Source organism: Enterobacter cloacae complex sp. S2 (genome assembly GCF_015159675.1).
Lineage (GTDB): Bacteria > Pseudomonadota > Gammaproteobacteria > Enterobacterales > Enterobacteriaceae > Enterobacter > Enterobacter intestinihominis.
This window is the reverse complement of sequence record NZ_JADDTS010000028.1, coordinates 49,590-72,173: the sequence shown is the minus strand read 5'-3', so window position 1 is coordinate 72,173 and position 22,584 is coordinate 49,590. Positions and strand designations below refer to the sequence as shown.

Sequence of the window (22,584 nt, the reverse complement as noted above, 5' to 3'; positions counted from 1 at the left end):
AGCTTAAAAAGTGACGCCCATTTTGATACTGAGTTCCGGGTGCTGATCGACATACTTCATATAGCTTTCCGGGCTGGTGGTGAAGGTGACGACCGGGTCGATCAGATCTTCGCAATTGAGATAACCGTTCATCAGCAATTCCCAGCAGGTCTCTTCAATACGCTTGCGGCTCCAGCGCGGATAATCCGGGTTGGGTTCACTGCATGCGCGGGAGAAGACAATTTTGGCGTTGTTGAAGTGTGCCTCGCGACCAAGGTTGAAGCCCGCCGTAAACGGCTTGGCGAAGGCCACGTAGGAGATCGTTCCGCCGTAGGCGAGACCGCGCAGCGCAGATTGCAGCGCATCTGCAAATCCGCTGGTTTCGATGATCACATCCGCGCCCTGCTTGCCGGTCAGTTTCTTAATTTCCAGACCGACATCGGTACCGATTGGGTTCAGGCAGTGGTCTGCACCGTGACGGCGGGCGATCTCACAGCGATGTTCGATAAGATCGACACCAATAACCACTGACGCGCCGGCTTTTTTCGCCAGCTGAATCGCAATCTGACCAATCGCGCCCAACCCCACAACCACGACGAAATCCCCTACGCGGACGTTAGCATCACGCACGCCGCTCATGGCGAACTGCGCCGGATCGTAACAAACGGCGTTTTTCCAGGATGCGCCCTGCGGCATTTTGCGCAGCTTATAGTTGTTCACCGCGTTAACAATGACCATTTCCTGCAACGGGCCGTAGCAGCAGACGCTGTCGCCGATCTGGTATTCCGTCACGTCCGCACCACATTCGATGATGTCGCCGACGATCATGTTCCCCAGCTGGAATTTACCAAATTCGATACCGCGCGCTGCACCTTCTTCACGCGGGGTAAACATCTGCCACTCCGCGTTGAACTCTTCATCGATGAACGGGCTTGCCGCGCGGAAATCCACGACTTCAGTACCGTGTTTCGGGGCGCCATAACGGGCACGAATCTTCACCTCGTGTGCTGCAACAGGACGATCTTCGTATTCCACCAGCGCCGCTACACGAGGCGCTGTCGCAACTAATTTTTTCATGACTGACTCCTTGTTAAAATCGGCCGCCTCAGCCCTTCACGCCGCCGGCGGTCAAACCACTTTTAATGAAACGTTCAGACAGGGCATACATAATGACGACCGGAAGTGCCGTTACCAGCGATGCAGCCATCATGCGACCCCAGATGTAATCTGGCGTACTGAAGAGCGTGTTCAGCCCGACCGGCAACGTGAAGTTGCTGGCGCTGGACAGGAAAATGGAGGCGAACAGATAGTCATTCCACGCCACCATGAAGCAGTAGACAAAGACCGACACCAGACCCGAGATCGCCAGCGGCACGGTGATGCGGAAGATGATTTGCAGGCGGTTCAGGCCGTCCATCATCGCGGCTTCTTCGATTTCGTCCGGGATGGTGTCGAAATAGCTGCGCAGCATAAAGACCGCGGTAGGCAACGTCTGCGTCACCATGGTGATGATCAGCGCCAGTTCGGTGTCATAAATGCCGAGCGCGGTGATGATTTTGAACAGCGGCACCACCAGCAGGATCCCGGAGAACATATAGACGGTGTAGAAGCTCGCATTGATCGTCGTGCGCCCTTTAAAGCGCAATTTGGATAACGCATACGCGCCCAGCGTGCCGAGAAACACCGCAATGACCGAGGAGGTCAGCGACACCACCATGCTGTTACGAAAGTAATCCACAAACGGGAAAATCAGCGGGTTAAAGATGTCGATGTAGTGCTGTAGCGTCCACTCCTGCGGCAGAATGGTCGGGTGCAGCGAGATCGCCTCTTTCGCGCTTTTGAACGACGTCATCAACATCACAAAAAATGGAAACAGCGTGATAATCAGAAATAGCGCCAGTCCCAGATAAAAACCGATACGGCCCAGAACGCGTTTATTTGTTGCCATTGAGGTTTACCCTTTTTCTGGTCAGCAGAATGACAGCGAAGATGATCACAAACAGCACAACGGAAATGGCGGCTGCTTTACCCAGGTCATTGAACGCAAAGGCGGTTTTGTAGAGATATACGCCCAGAATGTCGACCTTGGTGGTGAGCAGATAAACATCCGCAAACATGTAGAACATCCAGATGGTTCGCAGCGTGACCACCGTGGCCAGCACCGGCATGATGGCGGGCAACGTCACGATACGAAAACGCTGCCAGGCATTTGCTCCGTCCATCTCTGCCGCTTCGTACAATGATTTATCAATGGTCTGTAAAATCGCGAGGAACGAGATAAAGGCGTACGGGAAGTAACGCCAGATGGCGAACAGCACAACCAGGACAAAACTGCTGCCAGGATTATCGAACCACAGCGGCGCCTGATCGTAGAGATGCAGCAGATCAACGCCCAGATAGTTCACAATCCCGTAGCCGTTGTTGAACATGTATTTCCAGGCAAATACCAGTGAAATAGACGGCGTCACGTAGGACAGAATCACCAGTGAACGTGCCGTTTTCCGCATGCGGAATTCACGGTTAAAGAAGATCGCTACGGCCAGTCCCAGCCCGGTGCTGCCGAGCACGACCAGCGCCGTATACCAGAACGTCATCCACAGGGAGTGCCAGAACGCAGCATCGCCCAGAATGCGAATGTAGTTATCCAGGCCGACGAACACCGCATCAATACGCGGGTTCAGCGGTAAACGTAAAAAACTGATTTCAATGTTGGAAATCATTGGCCAGGCCACCAGGCACCCCAGCAAAATCAGGCTGGGGGCCAACAGCAGCATGGCGAAAGGCATATCTGAACGACCAGAAAACAACGTCTTCATAATTCCCTTCGCAAAGCGCTCCTATCGTTGTGATATCAGGTCAGTCAGTTTCTTCTGGCTGTTGCTTAACGTCGCATTGAGATCTTTTTGTCCCACCGTCACGTTATGCACCATGGAACTGATAATGCCGGACCCGGTAACATCTCCCATGCGGGTAAAGTTTTTGTCGCCTACGGCGCCAAATACCTGGACGTTCGGGAACTGCGCAATCAGCTCGTAAGGCAGTTGGCCAAAGGCTTTGATCACGTCGTTGTTTTTCCAGCTATCAGTGCCCACCACGAGTTTGTTCACCGGTAGCGCCGCGCCAGGGGACATCATCACCCAGTCAGACGCGTTTTGAGCCTGCTCCATCCAGGTCACAAACTTTTCTGCCGCCTGCGTTTCCTCTTCGGTCTGGCCGGTCGTGATCGTCAACGAGGTGATCATGCCGTACACGGCTGATGATTTTTCCGTCGGGACCACGAACCCCAGGTTGGCCGGATTGCCATCTTTGTAGACCGCGGGCAGGATATAGGTGGAGTAAACGGCCATAGGCGCAGAGCCGTTCATGAAGGCGTCTTTGATCTCCATGACATCATTGGAGCCCGGCATGGTGTTCGCGGCCAGTGCCCGATAAAACGCCAGCGCTTTCGACATTTCAGGGGTATCGATTTTCACGTTGCCGTTTGCATCAAAGACGTTGGCTCCGCCTGACAACGCAAACTGCGAGAAGGCCTGCTCCGTCATGACGCTTTCTGCGGTTGGAAGCGCGATACCGTAATGTTTTTTCGCCGGTTCGTTGAGCGCCTGACTGGCTTTCAGCAGTTGCTCCCAGTTGTGCGGTTCTTCGATTCCCGCTGCCGCGAGCGCATCTTTGTGATACCAGACGCCGGACAGCCACGCGCTAACCGGCACCCCCGTCCATGCCTTGCCGTCTTCGGTGCGAACAACGCGTAAAATACCGTCGTAAAAGGTATCTTCTCCGACGGCTTTAATCGCGTTGCCGATCGCGTCACGGTCCAGCAGTTGCTCTTTATCCATGACTTTGGCGTAGTCATGGCTGACTTCAATCACTTCCGGCAGCGCGCCGGTACGGGCCAACGTAATGACCTTGGTGTTATAGGCATCTTCCTCAACGGGGACCTGTTTCACCGTAATAGTCGGGTTTTCTTTCTCGAATTTTTCGATCAGTTTCGTAATAACTGCCTGACGCTCCTGTTCTACCGACGAGTGCATAAACTCAATGGTGACCTGAGATGCTTTATCGTCCTTACAGCCTGATAACAGGGCGCACGAAACCAGTGCTGATAACAGCACAATTTTGGGCATTTTCATTTTAGGGTCCTTTTTAGTTTTCTTTAATCCACATTACCTGCCATGGATTGAGGGTCAGTTCCGTACCGCTAATATCTTGTCCTGAGAGTAATTCCCTACCAAAGAGCGTTTGTCCATAAACGGTCTGCATTTTATTGCTAAAATTAAATAATGCTGTCATTCGCTCGCCATTTTCAGCAACACGAACAATTTTAAGAATATGTTCACCGATTGCGTCAAAAATAGCCTGACTATCCGGATGGAACGCACGCTCGCCGCGACGAACAGCAATAAGCTCACTCAAACGAGAATAAATCTGATAACGTATACTCTTATTATTATTAAGCTCCCGATCAACCTGACCTGCGGTGTATTTCTTCCTGTTTATCGCGCGATTATATCCGAGACGTTCGACACCTTCATAATCGTTACGCGAACCAAGAATGCTTTGAATATATACAGCCGGTACGCCAGGAAAACTTAACAACACAGCATGCGCCAGGATGAACCGCGCAATGCGCTCATCATCTGAGCTGTCTCGCAAACTCAACGCATCAAGATAGGTGACATTAATTTCATAGGGGCTTCGCGTTCCGTCAGGATTATTTTTCCAGTTGACCAGCGCGCCTTCCTGCTGAAGCTTTTCGACCAGCGAGAGGATCTCTGATTCCGGAAGGATGCCGCGTAACGGGTTCAATCCGATACCATCATGTGAAGCCAGGAAATTAAACCAGGTGGTGTAAGTTGAAGGCAGCGCCAGCGAGCCCGCCCACCGGCACAGGGCTTTAACATCCTGACGATGAACGGCGTGCAGCACCAGCGGTGGTAAGGAAAACTGATAGACCATCTGGGCTTCATTTTCACCATCACCGAAGTAAGAGATATTGTCTTTGTGGGGAACATTTGTCTCAGTGATGATCACCGTTCCAGGCGCCACGGCGTCCGTAATGGCGCGGAAAAGCTGGATAAGGCAATGGGTTTGTTCCAGATGGATACAGGTGGTTCCCGGGATCTTCCACATAAACCCGACCGCATCCAGACGGATATAACGCGCCCCTTCCATGAGGTAATGGAGCAGAACGTCAACCATGGCAATCAGCACCTGCGGCGAGGCGAAATTGAGATCGATCTGGTCATCGCTGAATGTGGTCCACAGATGACGAACGCTGCCATCATTAAGCGTGAACGGCGTCAGCAGCGGTAATGCGCGGGGACGCGTCACCGCCGATAAATCGGTTTCGGGATCGACAGAAATAAAGAAATCTTCGTAGCCCGGCTTCTGCGCCAGATAATTAGCAAACCATTCGCTTTTCGCTGACATATGGTTGCAAACGAAGTCAAACATTAAGCTGGCAGACTGTTTTAATTCCGCGACATCTCGCCAGGTTCCGGTTTCAGGTGCAACTTCGTGATAATCAATAACGGAAAATCCATCATCCGACGACCACGGATAAAACGGTAACAGATGGACATGAGAAAACGTGCGAGAAAGCCATTCATTATAGAAACGGGTAAATACCGGCAACGCTTTCTCCCCTTTCGCGGAGAACTGATCGGCATAGGTAATCAGCACAACGTCTTTTTCATCCCAGCCTGACTTACGCTTTTCCGTAATATTAACCGCCGCCTTTTCAAGCTTAGTTAATAACACGTTAAGGTGTGCATCTGAAAATGATTCACCGTAAATATGATTGATAAGTTTTTTAATTTTTGCGTTCACATTATTTTCCATGGTAGCGGTCCCACGGATTGGCAATCTACTCCCATGTAAAATATCTGTCAACGGACCCGGGGGCAGAAAGCGGCAATCTCAGCGCAGCGCAACGCATTATTGTGAGCTGCCGCAAAGAAAGCAGAAAAGCATAAGAAACGCAGAAGGGAAAGTCATGCCCCTTCTCTGGGCGAGAAAGGGCTTATGCGGGAGGAACTAGCGTGACAGGTAGCGCCGGGAAACGCGTTTTGCCAGCTTCTGTAACAACGGCTCCAGAGCGACCGCCAGCATCATTCTGACCGGCTTGCGGGCAACAGACTTGATCGCCCAACCCGCCACACCGGCCGGGCCATAACGTAACGCCGTCATCAGAACCAGTTTACCTGCGATTTTCAGGCCGGGTTTTACCTTCTGACCGGCCTGTTGCCAGTTTTGTTTCATGTAAGTTCTCTCTTAAAGCTGACGAAAACGACTTCTCAGCGTAAAGGTATCGGAGGTGACATAACGTTCCATCTCGCGCAATCGCTTCTCCCCTGCGCTCAGCTGTTCATCCACCGCGTTCAGGAGATCGCTGCTGGTTGGCGTGTTCTCCGCATCCAGCTCACCTTCCGGCATAGGATCGAGTACAAACGACAGAATGATGTATGCCACCAGTGTAATAAAGGCCAGGCCGAAGAAAATCGACAATACCGTGACCACACGCACCAGTTTTACCGGAACATCCAGATAGTGCGCCAGCCCGGCGCAAACACCCCGAACCATGCCCTGCTGTGGGATCCGCCACAGTTTTTTATTCAGATTCAGTCCAGCCATTACCGTTCCCTCCAGTTCGGGTGTTCCGCGTCCAGGATCGCTTCCAGCGCCTGAATACGTTCGCGCATTTTATTTGCCTCGGCAGAGAGCTGCGCCAGCCGCTGTTGTTCACTCTGCGACAGCTCACCGCGTGAAGAGCGGTTGCTGTAGTGCAGCCATAACCAGATGGGCAGAACAAACAGCACGAAAATGGTCAGGGGTATAGCCAGAAAAAGCGCGCTCATGTGTACTCCTTGTCTTACGATGCGGCACGCTCAGGTGCCGCAGGAATTATTATTGGTTGTCTTGTTTCATTTTGGCTTTCAGCGCAGCCAGTTGCTCGCTAATTTCATCATCGGCCTTCAGGTCAGCAAACTGCTGATCGAGGGTTTTCTGTTTACCGATGCTGTGGCTCTCGGCTTCCGCTTCCATGTGGTCGATACGACGTTCAAACGATTCGAAACGGGCCATCGCTTCATCCAGCTTGCCGCTGTCCAGCTGGCGACGCACGTCGCGGGACGAGCTTGCAGCCTGGTGGCGCAGCGCCAGCGCCTGTTGACGTGCACGGGTTTCGCTGAGTTTGTTTTCAAGCTCACCAATCTCTTTCTTCATACGCGCCAGAGTATCATCCACCAGCGTCACTTCGTGTTCCAGCGTGGCAACCATGTCGGTCAGCTTCTGCTTCTCAATCAGCGCAGCGCGAGCTAGATCTTCTTTATCTTTACGCAGCGCCAGTTCCGCTTTTTCCTGCCATTCGTTAAGCTGGGCAGTTGCCTGCTCGATACGACGCGTTAACTGCTTTTTCTCTGCCAGCGCGCGGGCGGAGGTGGAGCGTACTTCAACCAGCGTGTCTTCCATCTCCTGAATCATCAGGCGCACCAGCTTCTGCGGATCTTCCGCTTTCTCCAGCAGCGAGTTGATGTTGGCGTTCACGATGTCGGCAAAACGAGAAAAAATACCCATAATTCAATCCTCATAGTTCTGTTATCGGGCGATGCCCTGCTGAGTAGTTAATACAAATCCCATGCCAACTTTTTATCTTATTGATTTTACTGAGTGTGATTGATATTTATCCAGCCAGCGGCTATTCTCACCTGGTGAATATCACTAAGGAGTGGTTAATTTCATCATGGCTGAATATAAAGATAATTTGCTTGGCGAGGCCAACAGCTTCCTGGAAGTGCTTGAACAGGTATCGCGCCTCGCGCCGCTGAATAAACCGGTGCTGATTATCGGTGAGCGCGGAACAGGTAAAGAACTTATCGCTAACCGCCTGCACTTTCTGTCTGGCCGCTGGGACGGCCCTTTTATTTCCCTTAACTGCGCGGCGCTGAATGAAAACCTGCTCGACACCGAGCTGTTTGGTCATGAAGCTGGCGCCTTCACCGGCGCACAAAAACGCCATCCCGGACGCTTTGAGCGCGCCGATGGCGGAACGCTCTTTCTCGACGAGCTGGCGACCGCACCAATGCTGGTGCAGGAAAAGCTGCTGCGCGTCATTGAGTACGGTGAACTGGAACGCGTTGGCGGCAGTCAGCCCCTCCAGGTCAACGTTCGCCTGGTATGCGCCACCAACGCCGACCTGCCCGCGATGGTGGCTGAGGACAAATTCCGCGCCGACCTGCTGGACAGGCTGGCTTTCGATGTTGTACAGCTGCCGCCGCTGCGGGAACGGCGCAGCGATATCATGCTGCTGGCCGATCAGTTTGCCATTCAGATGTGCCGGGAACTGGGTCTGCCTCTCTTTCCGGGCTTCAGCGAACGGGCCACCGGGACCCTGCTCGGTTACCACTGGCCGGGCAATATTCGTGAACTGAAAAACGTGGTGGAACGGTCCGTTTACCGGCATGGCAGCAGCGAGACCGAACTGGACAACATTATTCTCGATCCGTTTCGGCGTGAGGATAAACAGCCCCCGGCTCCGGCGACGCGCCAGCAGGCTCCGGCGTTGCCGCTCGATTTACGCCAGTTCCAGCATCAGCAGGAGCAACAGCTGCTTGAGCAGAGCCTGAAAGAGGCGAAATATAATCAGAAACGGGCGGCTGAACTGCTGGGCCTGACCTACCATCAGTTAAGGGCATTGCTCAAAAAACATCAAATGCGCTGACATTATCAGCACTTACCCCCAGACATTTTTACGAAGCAGGCGTAAGTGCGATACACTTTGCAGATCGAATCTAAAAACCTTAAAAACTATGCGCCTGGTTTTATCGTCCCTGTTTGCACTCGGTTTGTTCAGCAATCTGGCCTTTGCTGCGCCCGATCGCGCTGTGCCTCCTGATATCCGTGATAGTGGTTTCGTCTACTGCGTCAGCGGGCAAGTTGATATTTTTAATCCGCAAAAAGCGGGGAGCGGCCTGATTGTCGATACGCTGGCCGCACAGCTCTACGATCGCCTGCTCGACGTCGATCCTTATACCTATCGGCTGGTTCCGGAGCTTGCTGAAAGTTGGGAAGTGCTTGATAACGGCGCCACATACCGCTTTCGTCTACGCGATGATGTCGCATTTCAGCACACCCCGTGGTTTACCCCAACCCGTAAGCTCAACGCGGATGACGTGGTTTTCACCTTCCAGCGCATATTCAACCGCAATCATCCGTGGCATAACGTTAATGGCGGGAACTTCCCCTATTTCGACAGTCTGCAATTCGCGGACTCGGTCAAAAGCGTTCGCAAACTGGATAACCGTACGGTTGAGTTTCGTCTGAATCGCCCGGATGCCTCCTTCCTCTGGCATCTGGCGACGCACTACGCCTCGGTCATGTCAGCCGAATACGCGGATCAGCTGACGAAAAAGGATCGTCAGGAACGTCTCGATCGTGAGCCTGTGGGCACCGGTCCGTTCCAGTTAGCAGAGTACCGCGCCGGACAATACATTCGCCTGCAACGCCACGATCGTTTCTGGCGCGGCAAGCCGCTGATGCCGCAGGTTATTGTTGATCTGGGTTCAGGTGGAACAGGCCGACTCTCCAAACTGCTGACCGGCGAGTGCGACGTGCTTGCCTGGCCTGCGGCCAGCCAGTTGACCATTTTGCGCGACGACCCACGCCTGCGCCTGACCCTGCGCCCGGGCATGAACATCGCTTATCTGGCGTTTAACACCGATAAGCCGCCGCTGAATAATCCGGCCGTGCGCCATGCGCTGGCGTTAGCGATCAACAATCAGCGTCTGATGCAGTCGATTTACTACGGTACCGCGGAAACCGCCGCCTCTATTCTTCCGCGCGCCTCCTGGGCCTATGACGGCGAGGCGAAGATTACGGAATATAATCCGGCGAAAGCGCGCGAACAGCTTAAAGCGCTGGGGGCAGAAAACCTGACGCTACAGCTGTGGGTGCCCACCAGCTCTCAGGCGTGGAACCCCAGCCCGCTGAAAACGGCTGAGCTGTTGCAGGCTGATATGGCGCAGGTGGGCGTTAAGGTGATCATCGTGCCTGTCGAAGGCCGTTTCCAGGAGGCGCGTCTGATGGACATGAATCACGACTTAACGCTGGCTGGCTGGTCCACCGACAGTAACGACCCGGACAGCTTCTTCCGTCCGCTGCTGAGCTGTGCGGCAATCAACTCCCAGACCAACTACGCCCACTGGTGTAACCGGGAATTTGATGCCGTGCTGCAAAAAGCGCTGGCGTCTCAACAGCTTGCCTCACGCATTGAGGCCTACGATGAAGCGCAAAATATTCTGGCCAGAGAACTTCCCGTGTTGCCGCTTGCCTCTTCCCTGCGCCTCCAGGCCTACCGTTACGATATTAAAGGGCTGGTACTCAGCCCGTTTGGTAACGCCTCCTTCGCGGGCGTGACCCGTGAGAAAGAACAAGAGGTGAAGAAACCATGATTATATTTACCTTGCGTCGGCTGCTGTTACTGCTGGTGACCCTGTTCTTCCTGACCTTTGTCGGCTTTAGCCTGAGCTACTTTACGCCGCACGCCCCGCTTCAGGGCTCATCTCTCTGGGACGCCTGGCTGTTCTGGTTTAATGGCCTGCTGCACTGGGATTTTGGCGTGTCCAGCATCAACGGACAGCTCATCTCCGAACAGCTGAAAGTGGTTTTCCCGGCCACCATGGAGCTGTGTATACTCGCCTTTGGCTTTGCCCTCATGGTGGGGATCCCGGTGGGAATGCTGGCGGGAATTTATCGTAATAAATGGCAGGATAAATTTATTAGCGCGCTTGCCTTAATTGGCTTTTCCATCCCTGTTTTCTGGCTGGCGCTGCTGCTTACCCTCTTCTTCTCACTGACGTTAGGCTGGCTGCCGGTATCTGGCCGTTTTGACCTGCTGTATAACGTGCAAACGGTTAGCGGCTTCGCCATCGTTGACGCCTGGCTTTCTGATTCAGTCTGGCGCGACGAAATGATCGTGAGTGCGCTGCGCCACATGGTGCTGCCGGTGCTTACGCTGGCCGTCGCGCCGACGACCGAAGTGATCCGCCTGATGCGCATCAGCACTATCGACGTCTTCGATCAAAACTATGTGAAAGCCGCCGCCACGCGCGGACTGTCTCGCCTGACGATTTTACGTCGCCATGTGCTGCACAATGCGTTGCCCCCCGTAATCCCACGTCTTGGGCTGCAATTCTCAACCATGCTGACGCTGGCAATGATCACCGAGATGGTTTTCAGCTGGCCGGGCCTTGGGCGCTGGATGATCAACGCCATTCGCCAGCAGGATTACGCGGCGATCTCCGCCGGCGTGATGGTGATTGGCTCGCTGGTCATTATTGTTAACGTTATTTCCGATATCTTGGGTGCCATGGCCAACCCATTGAAGCATAAGGAATGGTATGCCTTACGATAACGTCTACAGCGAAAAGCGCACGCGCGGTGCGCTACGCACCGTGTGGCGTAATTTTTACGGCGACACCACGGCGATGATCGGCTTTTACGGCTGCATTGGCCTCGTGTTGCTGTGCGTTTTGGGTTCGTGGTTTGCACCGTATGGCATCGATCAGCAGTTCCTTGGCTATCAGCTTTTACCGCCGTCGTGGTCGCGCTACGGGGAGGTTTCGTTCTTCCTGGGGACTGACGATCTCGGACGCGACGTGCTAAGTCGTTTGCTGAGCGGCGCCGCACCGACGGTAGGCGGCGCGTTCGTGGTCACCCTGGCTGCCGCAATCTGCGGCCTGGCGCTGGGCATTTTTGCCGGCTCAACCCACGGGCTGCGGTCGGCCGTGCTTAACCATATTCTTGATACCCTGCTCTCTATTCCTTCGCTGCTGCTGGCGATTATCGTCGTGGCCTTCGCGGGGCCGCACCTCACCCATGCGATGTTCGCCGTCTGGCTGGCCATTCTGCCGCGCATGGTGCGCTCGGTTTACAGCCTGGTTCACGACGAGCTGGAGAAAGAGTATGTCGTTGCCGCCCGCCTGGATGGCGCCACCACGTTTAATATTTTGTGGTTTGCCGTGCTGCCTAACATTGCCGCCGGGCTGGTGACGGAGATCACCCGCGCCCTGTCGATGGCGATTCTGGATATCGCAGCGCTGGGCTTCCTGGACCTTGGCGCGCAGCTCCCCTCCCCGGAATGGGGCGCCATGCTCGGCGATGCGCTGGAGCTGATTTACGTTGCGCCGTGGACGGTCATGCTGCCGGGCGCGGCCATCATGGTGAGCGTGCTGCTCGTTAACCTGCTGGGCGACGGGATCCGCCGCGCAATCAATGCGGGGGTGCAATAATGCCGTTACTCGATATCCGCAACCTCACGATCGAAATTAAAACGGGCGAAGGCTGGGTCAAGGCCGTGGATCGCATCAGTATTACGCTTGCAGAGGGCGAAATCCGCGGGCTGGTGGGCGAATCGGGTTCAGGGAAAAGTCTGATCGCCAAGGCCATTTGCGGCGTGGCGAAGGACAACTGGCGGGTGACCGCCGATCGTATGCGCTTCGACGACATCGATCTGTTGCGTCTCTCCCCGCGCGAACGCCGTAAACTGGTGGGCCATAACGTCTCGATGATTTTCCAGGAGCCGCAATCCTGTCTCGATCCGTCCGAGCGCGTCGGGAAACAGCTGATGCAGAACATCCCCGGGTGGACCTATAAAGGCCGCTGGTGGCAGCGTTTCGGCTGGCGTAAACGCCGTGCCATTGAGCTGTTGCACCGTGTCGGGATCAAAGACCATAAAGACGCGATGCGCAGTTTCCCCTACGAACTGACCGACGGTGAATGCCAGAAAGTGATGATTGCCATCGCCCTGGCGAATCAGCCGCGTCTGCTGATTGCGGACGAACCAACGAACGCGATGGAGCCAACCACCCAGGCCCAGATTTTCCGCCTGCTCACGCGTCTGAACCAGAATAACAACACCACCATTTTGTTGATCAGCCACGACCTGCAAATGCTGAGCAAGTGGGCGGATAAAATTGACGTAATGTATTGCGGCCAGACGGTAGAAACCGCGCCAAGCGAAGACCTGGTGACGACGCCGCATCATCCCTACACGCAGGCGCTGATCAGGGCGATCCCGGACTTTGGCAGCGCGATGCCGCACAAAAGCCGTCTGAATACGCTGCCTGGCGCGATACCGCTGCTGGAATCGCTGCCCATTGGCTGCCGTCTGGGTCCGCGTTGCCCGTATGCTCAGCGCAAATGCATCGAAACACCGCGCCTGACAGGGCCGAAAAATCATCTGTTTGCCTGTCATTTCCCGCTGAACATGGAGAGAGAGTGAAATGGTCGAAACCTTACTGGAAGTACGTAACCTGAGTAAGACCTTTCGCTATCGCACCGGCCTGTTTCACCGTCAGACCGTCGAGGCTGTTAAACCCCTGAGCTTTACGCTGCGCGAAAAGCAGACGCTGGCGATTATCGGTGAAAACGGCTCGGGCAAATCGACCCTGGCAAAAATGCTCGCGGGTATGGTCGAGCCGAGCGGCGGTGAAATACTGATTGACGATCATCCTCTGGAATTTGGGGACTACTCTTTTCGCAGTCAGCGCATCCGGATGATTTTTCAGGATCCGTCGACGTCCCTGAACCCGCGCCAGCGTATTTCCCAGATCCTGGATTTCCCGCTGCGGTTGAATACCGACCTGGAGCCGGAAGCGCGTCGCAAACGGATTGTCGAAACCCTGCGTCTGGTAGGCCTCCTGCCCGACCATGTCAGCTATTACCCGCACATGCTGGCCCCTGGCCAAAAACAGCGTCTCGGTCTGGCCCGCGCGCTGATCCTGCGCCCGAAGGTCATCATCGCCGACGAAGCGCTGGCGTCGCTGGATATGTCGATGCGTTCGCAGCTCATTAACCTGATGCTGGAATTACAGGAAAAGCAGGGGATCTCGTATATTTACGTGACTCAGCACCTGGGCATGATGAAGCACATCAGCGACCAGGTGCTGGTGATGCACCAGGGAGAAGTTGTCGAGCGCGGCAGTACCGCTGACGTACTGGCCTCCCCGCTCCATGACCTGACGAAACGCCTGATTGCCGGACACTTTGGTGAAGCGTTGACGGCGGACGCGTGGCGTAAAGATCGTTAGCCGCTGCGTAACCCGCTTGCCAGCAGAGTAAACACCTCTATGGCATGCGGGAGGGTCTTCTGCGGTTCTTCACTCGCGGCAATCAGCAGAGCCGCATTCAGAGCAGCGCCATTCAGCAGATGGGCTGCGACTCTGGCATCCATCTTTTTGATTACGTTGCACTCCATCATTTTTTCGATGGTCTGACGGGTCGACTCAAGGCAGCTGTTCTGGCTGGGCCATTGCGCCGGGTCGCCCAGAACAGCCGGGCCGTCAAGGAGGACGATACGCTGAACTTCCGGAACGAGCGCCATTTTGATATAGGCGATGCCCTCCGCCAGCAGTCGCTCCCAGTCATCTTCGGCGGCGGCGGCAATCGCTTTTGCGTTTGCTGCCATTTCGCTGTCTATCTGCGCGACCACCGCCGCCAGTAATCCCTTCTTGTCGTTGAAATTATGATATAGCGCGCCGCGTGTTAACCCCACGCTTGCCGTGAGTTCATCCATTGACGCTGCGGCATAGCCTTTTTCAGCAAATGCCTTCCGCGCCGCCCGAATCATTTTCTCGCGATTTTCCTGGGCCGTTTCAGCGCGACGTTTTGTAACCATGGGACTTCCTTCATTAAGCGGTAATTATAATTTGACATACGCGGCGTATGTGGCTTACATTTTTGACATACATCGCGTATGTTACTTCTACTGCGCAACCACAACAATACCCCTGACAGAAAAGGAAAAGCCATGCATCCACGTGATCCCGTCTTCCCGACTAATCGCCATGCCCTCTATGAAGAGCATGGCTATTCAGCTGCAATCCGCTCTGGCGATCTGTTATTTGTTTCCGGTCAGGTTGGCAGCCGCAGCGATGGCACACCTGAACCCGACTTCCCCGCTCAGGTGCAGCTGGCGTTCGATAATTTACGGGCGACTCTGGCAGCCGCAGGATGTACTTTTGACGATCTGATTGATGTCACGACGTTTCATACCGATCCTGAAAACCAGTTTCCCGTCATCATGGAGGCGAAAAAACTGGCATTTCCGCACGCTCCTTACCCAAACTGGACAGCAATAGGCGTTAACTGGCTTGCGGGTTTTGATTTCGAAATTAAGGTTATCGCCAGGATCCCCTCGTCAGCGAATTAAGATCCGGCTGTGCTCCGGGCAGTCTCTGGTTGGATGAGGCGAACCCCGCGTGCGGTGATATACTGCTGGGATACACACGAAACAGCCTGATGAAGAGACAGTTCGACCTCTTCCGTGAGCCCATTCACGGCGCAGGAGCGAGAAATATCGTGACACAAGGGGCTGTGAGTGGGCTATAATTTCGAGCTAATTTCGAATGATTTTGAAATACTGCCTGTAACGCTATGAATTACAAGGCAAAATAAGCAATGAATATAAGGATTAAAGCTATGGGTTTTCTTTCCGGTAAGCGCATTCTGGTGACTGGCGTTGCCAGCAAACTGTCCATCGCATACGGCATCGCACAGGCAATGCATCGCGAAGGCGCTGAGCTGGCGTTCACCTACCAGAACGACAAGCTGAAAGGCCGTGTTGAAGAATTTGCCGCGCAGCTGGGTTCCAGCATTGTTCTGGAATGTGACGTTGCACAAGACGAAAGCATTGATGGCATGTTTGCTGAACTGGCAAAAGCATGGCCGAAATTCGACGGTTTTGTTCACTCCATCGGCTTCGCTCCTGGCGACCAGCTGGACGGCGACTACGTGAACGCGGTTACCCGTGATGGCTTCAAAATCGCCCACGACATCAGCTCCTACAGCTTCGTTGCAATGGCAAAATCCTGCCGCGCGATGCTGAACCCGGGCGCAGCCCTGCTGACTCTGTCCTACCTCGGCGCAGAACGTGCTATCCCTAACTACAACGTTATGGGTCTGGCGAAAGCGTCTCTGGAAGCCAACGTGCGCTACATGGCGAACGCGATGGGTCCTGAAGGCGTGCGTGTTAACGCTATTTCTGCGGGTCCAATCCGAACCCTGGCCGCTTCCGGTATCAAAGATTTCCGTAAAATGCTGGCACACTGCGAAGCGGTTACCCCGATTCGTCGTACCGTTACCATCGAAGATGTGGGTAACTCTGCGGCATTCCTGTGCTCTGACCTTTCCGCGGGCATCTCCGGCGAAGTGGTTCACGTTGACGGCGGCTTCAACATCGCTGCAATGAATGAGCTGGAAATCAAATAAGCTTGTCACTCTCTTCCCGCCAGGGAAGAGAGTTTCCTCCCGCCCCGCCCATCGTTATTCCGTTCAGCTATTTGTTATCACCTAACAATATTTTTCCCCTCATCCGCCTTACGCCAGGATATTGATCGCCATTTTGAGATCAAGGAACGCCCATGGAACAACGCCGTTTTTCCGGCAAAGGCCACTGGTATCATGAAACCCAGTCGAATCATTCGCAGACGGACGTTCTGCCGCTGGTGCCCGAAGCCGCTAACGTCGACGACCGTTTTTTGCTCGATCTAGCCCTGCCCGATGACATTCTCGCAAGCTGTGCTGGTTGGCTTACGCCTGCCCGAACCCTGTGTCATCTTTTGTTCCCACTTGATACTCCCGTGAACCGTCTGCATACGCTCAGCGCCTACGACAGGCTGAGCACGGCATTAACGGTTGCCCAGGCGTGTGGCGTTCAGCGGCTCTGTAACCACTACGCTGCTCTGCTCGCCCCTCTTCCGGGGCCGGACTCCTCCCGGGAAAGCAATCGACGCCTTGCAGAAATTACCCAGTATGCCCGCCAGTTAGCCAGCTCACCCGATGTCATCGATGATAAAGCCCAAAACCAGCTTGATGAGGTTGGACTCACAACGTATGACATTGTGCTTATCAACCAGATCATCGGCTTTGTCGGTTTTCAGGCGCGAGTGGTCGCGGTATTTCAGGCATTGCTTGGCCATCCGGTACGCTGGCTGCCCGGGCATCACATTCAGCCCCATACGCTGCCGGTCAGCTTCAGCAGATGGACCGCCACGCTACCCGCGGTTGAGCTAAAATATGCCAGTGCGCTTCAGCTTGAGGCGCTCTCACGCTGGCAGGCGGAACCGGCGCTTGAAGCGCTTACTCCTGTGCTGTGTCATGAGCCGATGCTGCTTGATCTGACGGGCGAAATTCTGCTTAACCATCCGCGAAGTGAAGGCCCCGCGTCTTCGATGCTCTCAGCCGCTCGTGCGCTGCTTGTCGCCTCTCCGGATCGCTTTAGCGCCGCCCAGTTAACGCCCCTGACCGGGTCAGGTCTCTCGCCAGAGAAGGCCATCAACCTGCTTACCCGAGATGCATTTTATGGCTGGCTGGACCGTCTGCGCGTGGCGCTCGGCAAAGAGGAATAACCATACTCTTTACCTAAAGAGCGCTTGCTGTAGCAGTGAGATTCGCGTAAAACTGTCAGCCGCTCAATGGCTACGAAAATAGAACATTATGTTTCAGGACAACCCGCTGCTAGCGCAGCTTAAACAGCAACTGCATTCCCAGACGCCGCGTGCAGAAGGGGTCGTAAAAGCCACGGAAAAGGGCTTTGGCTTTCTTGAAGTTGACGGGCAGAAGAGCTACTTCATTCCGCCTCCTCAGATGAAGAAAGTGATGCATGGCGACCGCATTTCGGCCGTTATTCATACCGAAAAGGAACGAGAGTCTGCCGAGCCGGAAGCACTGATCGAACCTTTCCTGACCCGCTTTGTCGGGAAAGTGCATAAAAAAGACGATCGTCTTTCTGTCGTGCCGGACCATCCTCTCCTGAAAGATGCTATTCCGTGCCGCGCCGCGCGTGGCGTTGAGCATGATTTTGTTGAGGGTGACTGGGCGGTTGCTGAGATGCGCCGTCATCCTTTAAAAGGCGATCGCGGTTTCTACGCCGAGCTTACCCAATACATTACCTTCGGCGACGACCATTTCGTCCCATGGTGGGTGACGCTGGCGCGCCACAACCTCGAAAAAGAAGCGCCTGATGGCGTGGCGACTGAAATGCAGGACGAAGGTCTGGAACGTCGCGATCTGACGGCACTGGACTTTGTCACCATCGACAGCGCCAGCACCGAGGATATGGACGATGCGCTGTATGCCGAAGAGACAGCCGATGGCAAACTGCATCTGACCGTCGCAATTGCCGACCCTACCGCATGGATTGTCGAAGGCAGCAAGCTGGACGAGATGGCCAAAGTGCGCTCGTTCACCAACTACCTGCCGGGCTTTAACATTCCGATGTTGCCGCGTGAACTCTCTGACGATCTTTGCTCGCTGCGTGCGCACAAAGTACGTCCGGTGCTGGCCTGTCGGATGACCATTGCGGCTGACGGTACCATTGAAGAAGATATTGAATTCTTCGCCGCCACCATCGAATCCAAAGCCAAGCTGGCCTATGACGACGTGTCCGACTGGCTGGAGAACACGGGCAGCTGGAAACCCGAGTCCGACAACATTGCCGCACAAATTCGTCTGCTGCACCGCGTCTGCCTGAGCCGCAGCGAATGGCGTCAAACTCACGCGCTGGTCTTCAAAGATCGTCCGGACTACCGTTTTGTGCTGGGTGAAAAAGGTGAAGTGCTGAATATCGTCGCTGAGCCGCGCCGTATTGCCAACCGCATCGTTGAAGAAGCGATGATATCCGCCAACATTTGTGCCGCCCGCGTGCTGCGCGACAAATTAGGCTTTGGCATTTACAACGTGCACACCGGGTTTGATCCAGCGAACACCGAAGCGCTGGCTGCCCTGCTGAAAACCCATGACGTACACGTCGATCCTGAGGAAGTGCTGACCCTGCAAGGTTTCTGCAAACTGCGCCGCGAGCTGGACGCGCAGCCTTCAGGGTTCCTTGACAGCCGTATTCGCCGCTTCCAGTCCTTTGCGGAAATCAGCACCGAGCCAGGCCCGCACTTCGGCCTTGGCCTTGAGGCTTACGCGACCTGGACCTCCCCGATCCGTAAGTACGGCGACATGGTTAACCATCGTCTGCTGAAAGCGATCATCAAAGGGGAATCTGTTGCCCGCCCACAGGATGATACGACGTTGCAGATGGCAGAACGTCGCCGTCTCAACCGTATGGCGGAGCGTGATGTCGGCGACTGGTTATACGCGCGCTTCCTGAATGATAAGGCAGGGACTGACACCCGTTTCCCGGCTGAAATCATTGACATCAGCCGCGGCGGTATGCGCGTTCGTCTGGTGGATAATGGCGCCGTTGCCTTTATTCCTGCCCCGTTCCTGCATGCCGTTCGCGACGAACTGGTTTGTAGCCAGGAAAACGGGACCGTGCAAATTAAAGGCGAAACGGTTTACAAGGTCACTGACGTGATTGATGTCACCATCGCTGAAGTGCGCATGGAAACCCGCAGTATTATCGCGCGCCCTGTCGCCTGATAACCGCGTAAACTTCCGGCCGTTCCGTTAAGGGGTGGCCGGGAGTTCTCTTCTGTATTATCTCCCGCAAAATCATCGTTTTTTCTCACACTTTTCTGTTTCCCATCGCCACATTTCGCCAGAATTATCTACAGTAAAAGAGAGCCGTCATTGTCGACTGCAAATGAATAATTTGTGCGCTACTCAGCAGCCGCGGGAGAAAACGTGATGGACGATCTGGAGCAGAATTTGCTGTTTCGTTACATGGGTACGCATAGCCCCTGGTGGCGACTGACAGCAGACAGCAATGCTCTGCATCTTGCTGCCAGTGAAAGCGCTGACATCATTCAGGTGGTGGCGCTGGATGATGAGCAGGCCGCGCTGATCCGCCAGCTCACCGTGATAACCTCCAGCATTGCCATGACCCTGCCCTTGTACGGTGTGGACGTTCCCGTTCATCTTGTCGGCCGTAAAATTAACAAAAATGAGTGGGCAGGAACGGCATCAGCCTGGAACGATACCCCTTCCGTGGCGCGCGACCTGGCGCAGGGGCTCTCCTTCGCTGAACAGGTGGTTTCCGAGGCTAACTCCGTGATTGTGATCCTCGACCAGAACGGGAATATTCAGCGCTTCAACCGTTTAAGTGAAGAATATACGGGCCTGAAGGAACAGGAAGTTATCGGGCAAAACGTGTTCAAACTGTTTATGAGCCGTAGCGAAGCCGCGGCCTCCAAACGCAACATCACCGGTTTTTTTCGTAACGGCAGCTCGTACGAAGTTGAACGCTGGATCAAGACCCGCAAAGGGCAGCGCCTGTTTCTCTTCAGAAATAAATTTGTTCACAGCGGCAGCGGGAAAAATGAAATCTTCCTCATCTGTTCAGGTACCGATATAACCGAAGAGCGTCGGGCCCAGGAGCGCCTGCGCGTACTCGCCAATACGGATACGATTACCGGTTTGCCTAACCGAAACGCCATCCATGAGCTGATCTCTGATGCCATCACCGCTCGGGGTGACACCCAGGTAGGCGTGGTTTATCTCGATCTGGATAACTTTAAAAAAGTGAACGATGCCTATGGGCATATGTTTGGCGACCAGCTGCTACAGGCCGTTGCGCTGGCGATCCTGAGCTGCCTGGACGAAGGACAAACCCTGGCGCGCCTGGGTGGGGATGAATTTATCGTGCTAGCCACCGATACCTCGCAGGGCGCGCTGGAAGCCATGGCATCGCGCATACTGACCCGACTTCGTCAGCCTTTCCGCATCGGGCTGATAGAGGTTTACACCGGCTGCTCGCTGGGCATCGCGCTTGCGCCCCAGCACGGTAACGATCGCGAAAGCGTCATTCGTAATGCCGACACCGCCATGTACACCGCCAAAGAAAATGGCCGGGGCAAATTCTGCGTCTTCTCGCCAGAGATGAACCAGCGCGTATTTGAATACCTGTGGCTGGATACCAACCTGCGTAAAGCGCTGGATAACGATCAGCTGTTAATCCACTACCAGCCCAAAATAACCTGGCGCGGCGAAGTCAGAAGTCTGGAGGCGCTGGTGCGCTGGCAGTCCCCAGAGCGTGGCCTGATCCCGCCGATGGAGTTTATCTCCTATGCTGAGGAGTCAGGGCTGATTGTGCCCCTGGGCCGCTGGGTTATGCTTGATGTGGTGCGCCAGGTGGCAAAATGGCGCGACAAGGGGATCAACCTTCGCGTCGCGGTCAACGTCTCCGCCCGTCAGCTGGCGGACCAGACCATCTTCAGCGACCTGAAGCAGGCGCTGAAAGACCTGAATTTTGAATACTGCCCGATTGACGTGGAATTGACCGAAAGCTGTCTCATTGAAAATGAAGAGCTGGCCCTGTCAGTGATCCAGCAGTTTAGCCGCCTGGGAGCGCAAATTCACCTGGATGACTTTGGTACGGGGTACTCTTCCCTGTCGCAGCTGGCGCGCTTCCCTATCGATGCCATTAAGCTTGACCAGTCTTTCGTGCGGGACATTCATAAGCAGTCTATTTCACAGTCGCTGGTGCGTGCGATAGTCGCCGTGGCGCAGGCGTTAAATTTGCAGGTCATTGCTGAAGGGGTGGAAAGTGCAAAAGAAGACGCCTTTCTGACGAAGAATGGCGTCAACGAACGGCAGGGTTATCTTTTTGCTAAGCCCATGCCCGCTGCCGCATTCGAGCGATGGCTAAAGCGCTATCAGGCCAGAAATGTCCGTTAGCTGGCTTTGCGTAAGCCCGTCGCCTGATGGCGATTTTGCAGCATAACCAGCCGCTCCATGTAGGCGATATCCTTCGGTTCAAGGCAGAAGGCGGCATCAACCCAATCCTCGGTAATGTCCATCAGCTCGCTTCGCGGAAGTGGCAGCACGCGCGTACGTGCACGCAGCATGGCCCTTACGCCGTTGAGCTTCGGCTGTAGCGTGTCGATAAACGTCCGCACCGAAACATAGCTCTGTAACGGCTCGAATAAGAGATCCACAAGACCATACTGCTCATACCATTCCGCCGTATGCGTCTCACCTTTGTAGATCAGCGCCTCCGCCATTTTCATGCCGGCGCGACGCGCCACGAGTGAATAGCCGCCCATGCCCGGGAACAGATTGAACGCGATTTCCGGAAAGCCTAATCGGGCATCGCGCTGGGCCAGAATGAAATGATGCGCCAGCGCGGCTTCAAACCCGCCCCCTAACGCGCTTCCTTCCACCATAGCCAGCGTGACAGCACCGGTATCAAACCCTCGCGAGGCGGCATGAACGCAGTCCACACAGGCCCGGGCATAGGCGCGTAACGCTTCGCGTCGATTGTTTTTGATGCACTCAACGAAGAACTGTAAATCACCGCCGGTATTGTAGATGTCGGGGACCAGCGATCCGGTGACCCAAAAATCAACGACAAATCCGGACTCTCGAACCAGCCAGGAGAGATTCATGATCTCCTCGATCAGCGCATGATTGAAGCAAGGCCGTGGCGTGGCACGTAACATCATCCACACCGTACGCCGTTCGGCCTCATAATAAGCCGCCAGTTGAGTGAATCGTTCAGCATCAGTAAACAATGTGCAGGTTGTCTGGTTGATAACTGTCATAGTCGAATTCCTCTTATAAAAAAGCGCGTTGCGCGCAGTTTTAGACTAATCCACCCCTACAACCCGCAGCATACGGGGGCCAAATTTATCACTTTCATTTATGAACTTTGGTTAT

Annotated in this window: 22 protein-coding genes; 11 read left to right on the top strand and 11 right to left on the bottom strand. The window is 54.7% G+C overall.

Annotated elements, in window-relative coordinates; all coding sequences use genetic code 11:
• Window positions 1-3: 3 nt before the first annotated feature.
• From IPZ49_RS14210 to pspA, 9 genes are all read right to left on the bottom strand, one after another.
• Window positions 4-1,056, bottom strand: coding sequence for a zinc-binding alcohol dehydrogenase (locus tag IPZ49_RS14210; RefSeq protein WP_063932754.1), 1,053 nt, complete (start codon window positions 1,054-1,056; stop codon window positions 4-6).
• Between the two features lie 28 nt (window positions 1,057-1,084).
• Complete coding sequence (locus IPZ49_RS14205; protein ID WP_015570402.1) at window positions 1,085-1,927, bottom strand: carbohydrate ABC transporter permease; 843 nt, start codon at window positions 1,925-1,927, stop codon at window positions 1,085-1,087.
• The gene (locus IPZ49_RS14200; protein ID WP_033486867.1) at window positions 1,914-2,795 is read right to left on the bottom strand and encodes a carbohydrate ABC transporter permease; all 882 of its coding nucleotides are present in this window, start codon (window positions 2,793-2,795) and stop codon (window positions 1,914-1,916) included. Before IPZ49_RS14200 ends, IPZ49_RS14205 begins: the two co-directional genes overlap by 14 nt.
• Before the next feature lie 21 nt (window positions 2,796-2,816).
• Window positions 2,817-4,109 carry an ABC transporter substrate-binding protein gene (locus IPZ49_RS14195; RefSeq protein ID WP_048973895.1) on the bottom strand — a complete coding sequence of 431 codons (1,293 nt, stop codon included), beginning with the start codon at window positions 4,107-4,109 and terminating at the stop codon, window positions 2,817-2,819.
• Window positions 4,110-4,122: 13 nt separating this feature from the next.
• The gene (locus tag IPZ49_RS14190; protein WP_063932753.1) at window positions 4,123-5,820 is read right to left on the bottom strand and encodes a sugar phosphorylase; all 1,698 of its coding nucleotides are present in this window, start codon (window positions 5,818-5,820) and stop codon (window positions 4,123-4,125) included.
• Between the two features lie 195 nt (window positions 5,821-6,015).
• Window positions 6,016-6,240, bottom strand: a complete 225-nt coding sequence (gene pspD, locus IPZ49_RS14185; protein WP_003856857.1) for a phage shock protein PspD — start codon at window positions 6,238-6,240, stop codon at window positions 6,016-6,018.
• A 12-nt stretch (window positions 6,241-6,252) separates the two neighbouring features.
• Window positions 6,253-6,612, bottom strand: a complete 360-nt coding sequence (gene pspC / locus IPZ49_RS14180) for an envelope stress response membrane protein PspC (protein WP_006810819.1) — start codon at window positions 6,610-6,612, stop codon at window positions 6,253-6,255.
• The gene (gene pspB, locus IPZ49_RS14175) at window positions 6,612-6,836 is read right to left on the bottom strand and encodes an envelope stress response membrane protein PspB (protein WP_003856853.1); all 225 of its coding nucleotides are present in this window, start codon (window positions 6,834-6,836) and stop codon (window positions 6,612-6,614) included. Before pspB ends, pspC begins: the two co-directional genes overlap by 1 nt.
• A 49-nt stretch (window positions 6,837-6,885) precedes the next feature.
• Window positions 6,886-7,554, bottom strand: a complete 669-nt coding sequence (gene pspA / locus IPZ49_RS14170) for a phage shock protein PspA (protein WP_015570399.1) — start codon at window positions 7,552-7,554, stop codon at window positions 6,886-6,888.
• A gap of 151 nt (window positions 7,555-7,705) precedes the next feature.
• On the opposite strand from pspA, the gene pspF reads away from it, so the two are divergent.
• The 6 genes from pspF to sapF all read left to right on the top strand — a co-directional run bounded on the left by pspF (window position 7,706) and on the right by sapF (window position 14,066).
• Window positions 7,706-8,698 (top strand): phage shock protein operon transcriptional activator, encoded by a 993-nt coding sequence (gene pspF, locus IPZ49_RS14165; protein ID WP_161799647.1) that lies wholly within the window; start codon window positions 7,706-7,708, stop codon window positions 8,696-8,698.
• 88 nt (window positions 8,699-8,786) lie between these two features.
• A complete protein-coding gene (gene sapA / locus IPZ49_RS14160) occupies window positions 8,787-10,427 on the top strand; it encodes an ABC transporter substrate-binding protein SapA (protein WP_017383082.1) in 1,641 nt (546 codons plus the stop codon).
• Window positions 10,424-11,389: a putrescine export ABC transporter permease SapB gene (gene sapB / locus IPZ49_RS14155; RefSeq protein ID WP_017383081.1), complete on the top strand. Its 966-nt coding sequence runs from the start codon at window positions 10,424-10,426 to the stop codon at window positions 11,387-11,389. Before sapA ends, sapB begins: the two co-directional genes overlap by 4 nt.
• Window positions 11,376-12,266, top strand: coding sequence for a putrescine export ABC transporter permease SapC (gene sapC, locus IPZ49_RS14150; RefSeq protein WP_058688678.1), 891 nt, complete (start codon window positions 11,376-11,378; stop codon window positions 12,264-12,266). Before sapB ends, sapC begins: the two co-directional genes overlap by 14 nt.
• A complete protein-coding gene (gene sapD, locus IPZ49_RS14145) occupies window positions 12,266-13,258 on the top strand; it encodes a putrescine export ABC transporter ATP-binding protein SapD (RefSeq protein WP_003856840.1) in 993 nt (330 codons plus the stop codon). The genes sapC and sapD overlap by 1 nt, the downstream gene beginning before the upstream one ends.
• 1 nt (window position 13,259) lies before the next feature.
• Entirely contained in the window at window positions 13,260-14,066 is an 807-nt protein-coding gene (gene sapF / locus IPZ49_RS14140; RefSeq protein ID WP_003856838.1) for a putrescine export ABC transporter ATP-binding protein SapF, read from the top strand.
• On the opposite strand, the gene IPZ49_RS14135 is transcribed toward sapF, so the two are convergent.
• Complete coding sequence (locus IPZ49_RS14135) at window positions 14,063-14,653, bottom strand: TetR/AcrR family transcriptional regulator (RefSeq protein WP_039270623.1); 591 nt, start codon at window positions 14,651-14,653, stop codon at window positions 14,063-14,065. The two genes, sapF and IPZ49_RS14135, sit on opposite strands and share 4 nt — an antisense overlap.
• A 132-nt stretch (window positions 14,654-14,785) precedes the next feature.
• Here IPZ49_RS14135 and IPZ49_RS14130 point away from each other — a divergent pair, with 132 nt between their 5' ends.
• The 5 genes from IPZ49_RS14130 to pdeR all read left to right on the top strand — a co-directional run bounded on the left by IPZ49_RS14130 (window position 14,786) and on the right by pdeR (window position 21,603).
• Window positions 14,786-15,187 (top strand): RidA family protein, encoded by a 402-nt coding sequence (locus IPZ49_RS14130; RefSeq protein ID WP_058688677.1) that lies wholly within the window; start codon window positions 14,786-14,788, stop codon window positions 15,185-15,187.
• Between the two features lie 269 nt (window positions 15,188-15,456).
• Window positions 15,457-16,245, top strand: coding sequence for an enoyl-ACP reductase FabI (gene fabI, locus IPZ49_RS14125; protein WP_003856831.1), 789 nt, complete (start codon window positions 15,457-15,459; stop codon window positions 16,243-16,245).
• A 152-nt stretch (window positions 16,246-16,397) separates the two neighbouring features.
• Window positions 16,398-17,384, top strand: coding sequence for a hypothetical protein (locus IPZ49_RS14120; RefSeq protein ID WP_015570393.1), 987 nt, complete (start codon window positions 16,398-16,400; stop codon window positions 17,382-17,384).
• 88 nt (window positions 17,385-17,472) lie between these two features.
• Window positions 17,473-19,407 (top strand): exoribonuclease II, encoded by a 1,935-nt coding sequence (locus tag IPZ49_RS14115; RefSeq protein WP_032671608.1) that lies wholly within the window; start codon window positions 17,473-17,475, stop codon window positions 19,405-19,407.
• A gap of 204 nt (window positions 19,408-19,611) precedes the next feature.
• Window positions 19,612-21,603 (top strand): cyclic di-GMP phosphodiesterase, encoded by a 1,992-nt coding sequence (gene pdeR, locus IPZ49_RS14110; protein WP_048229985.1) that lies wholly within the window; start codon window positions 19,612-19,614, stop codon window positions 21,601-21,603.
• Here pdeR and IPZ49_RS14105 read toward each other — a convergent pair.
• Window positions 21,600-22,469, bottom strand: a complete 870-nt coding sequence (locus tag IPZ49_RS14105; RefSeq protein ID WP_058688676.1) for a crotonase/enoyl-CoA hydratase family protein — start codon at window positions 22,467-22,469, stop codon at window positions 21,600-21,602. The genes pdeR and IPZ49_RS14105 overlap by 4 nt on opposite strands.
• Between the last annotated feature and the right edge of the window lie 115 nt (window positions 22,470-22,584).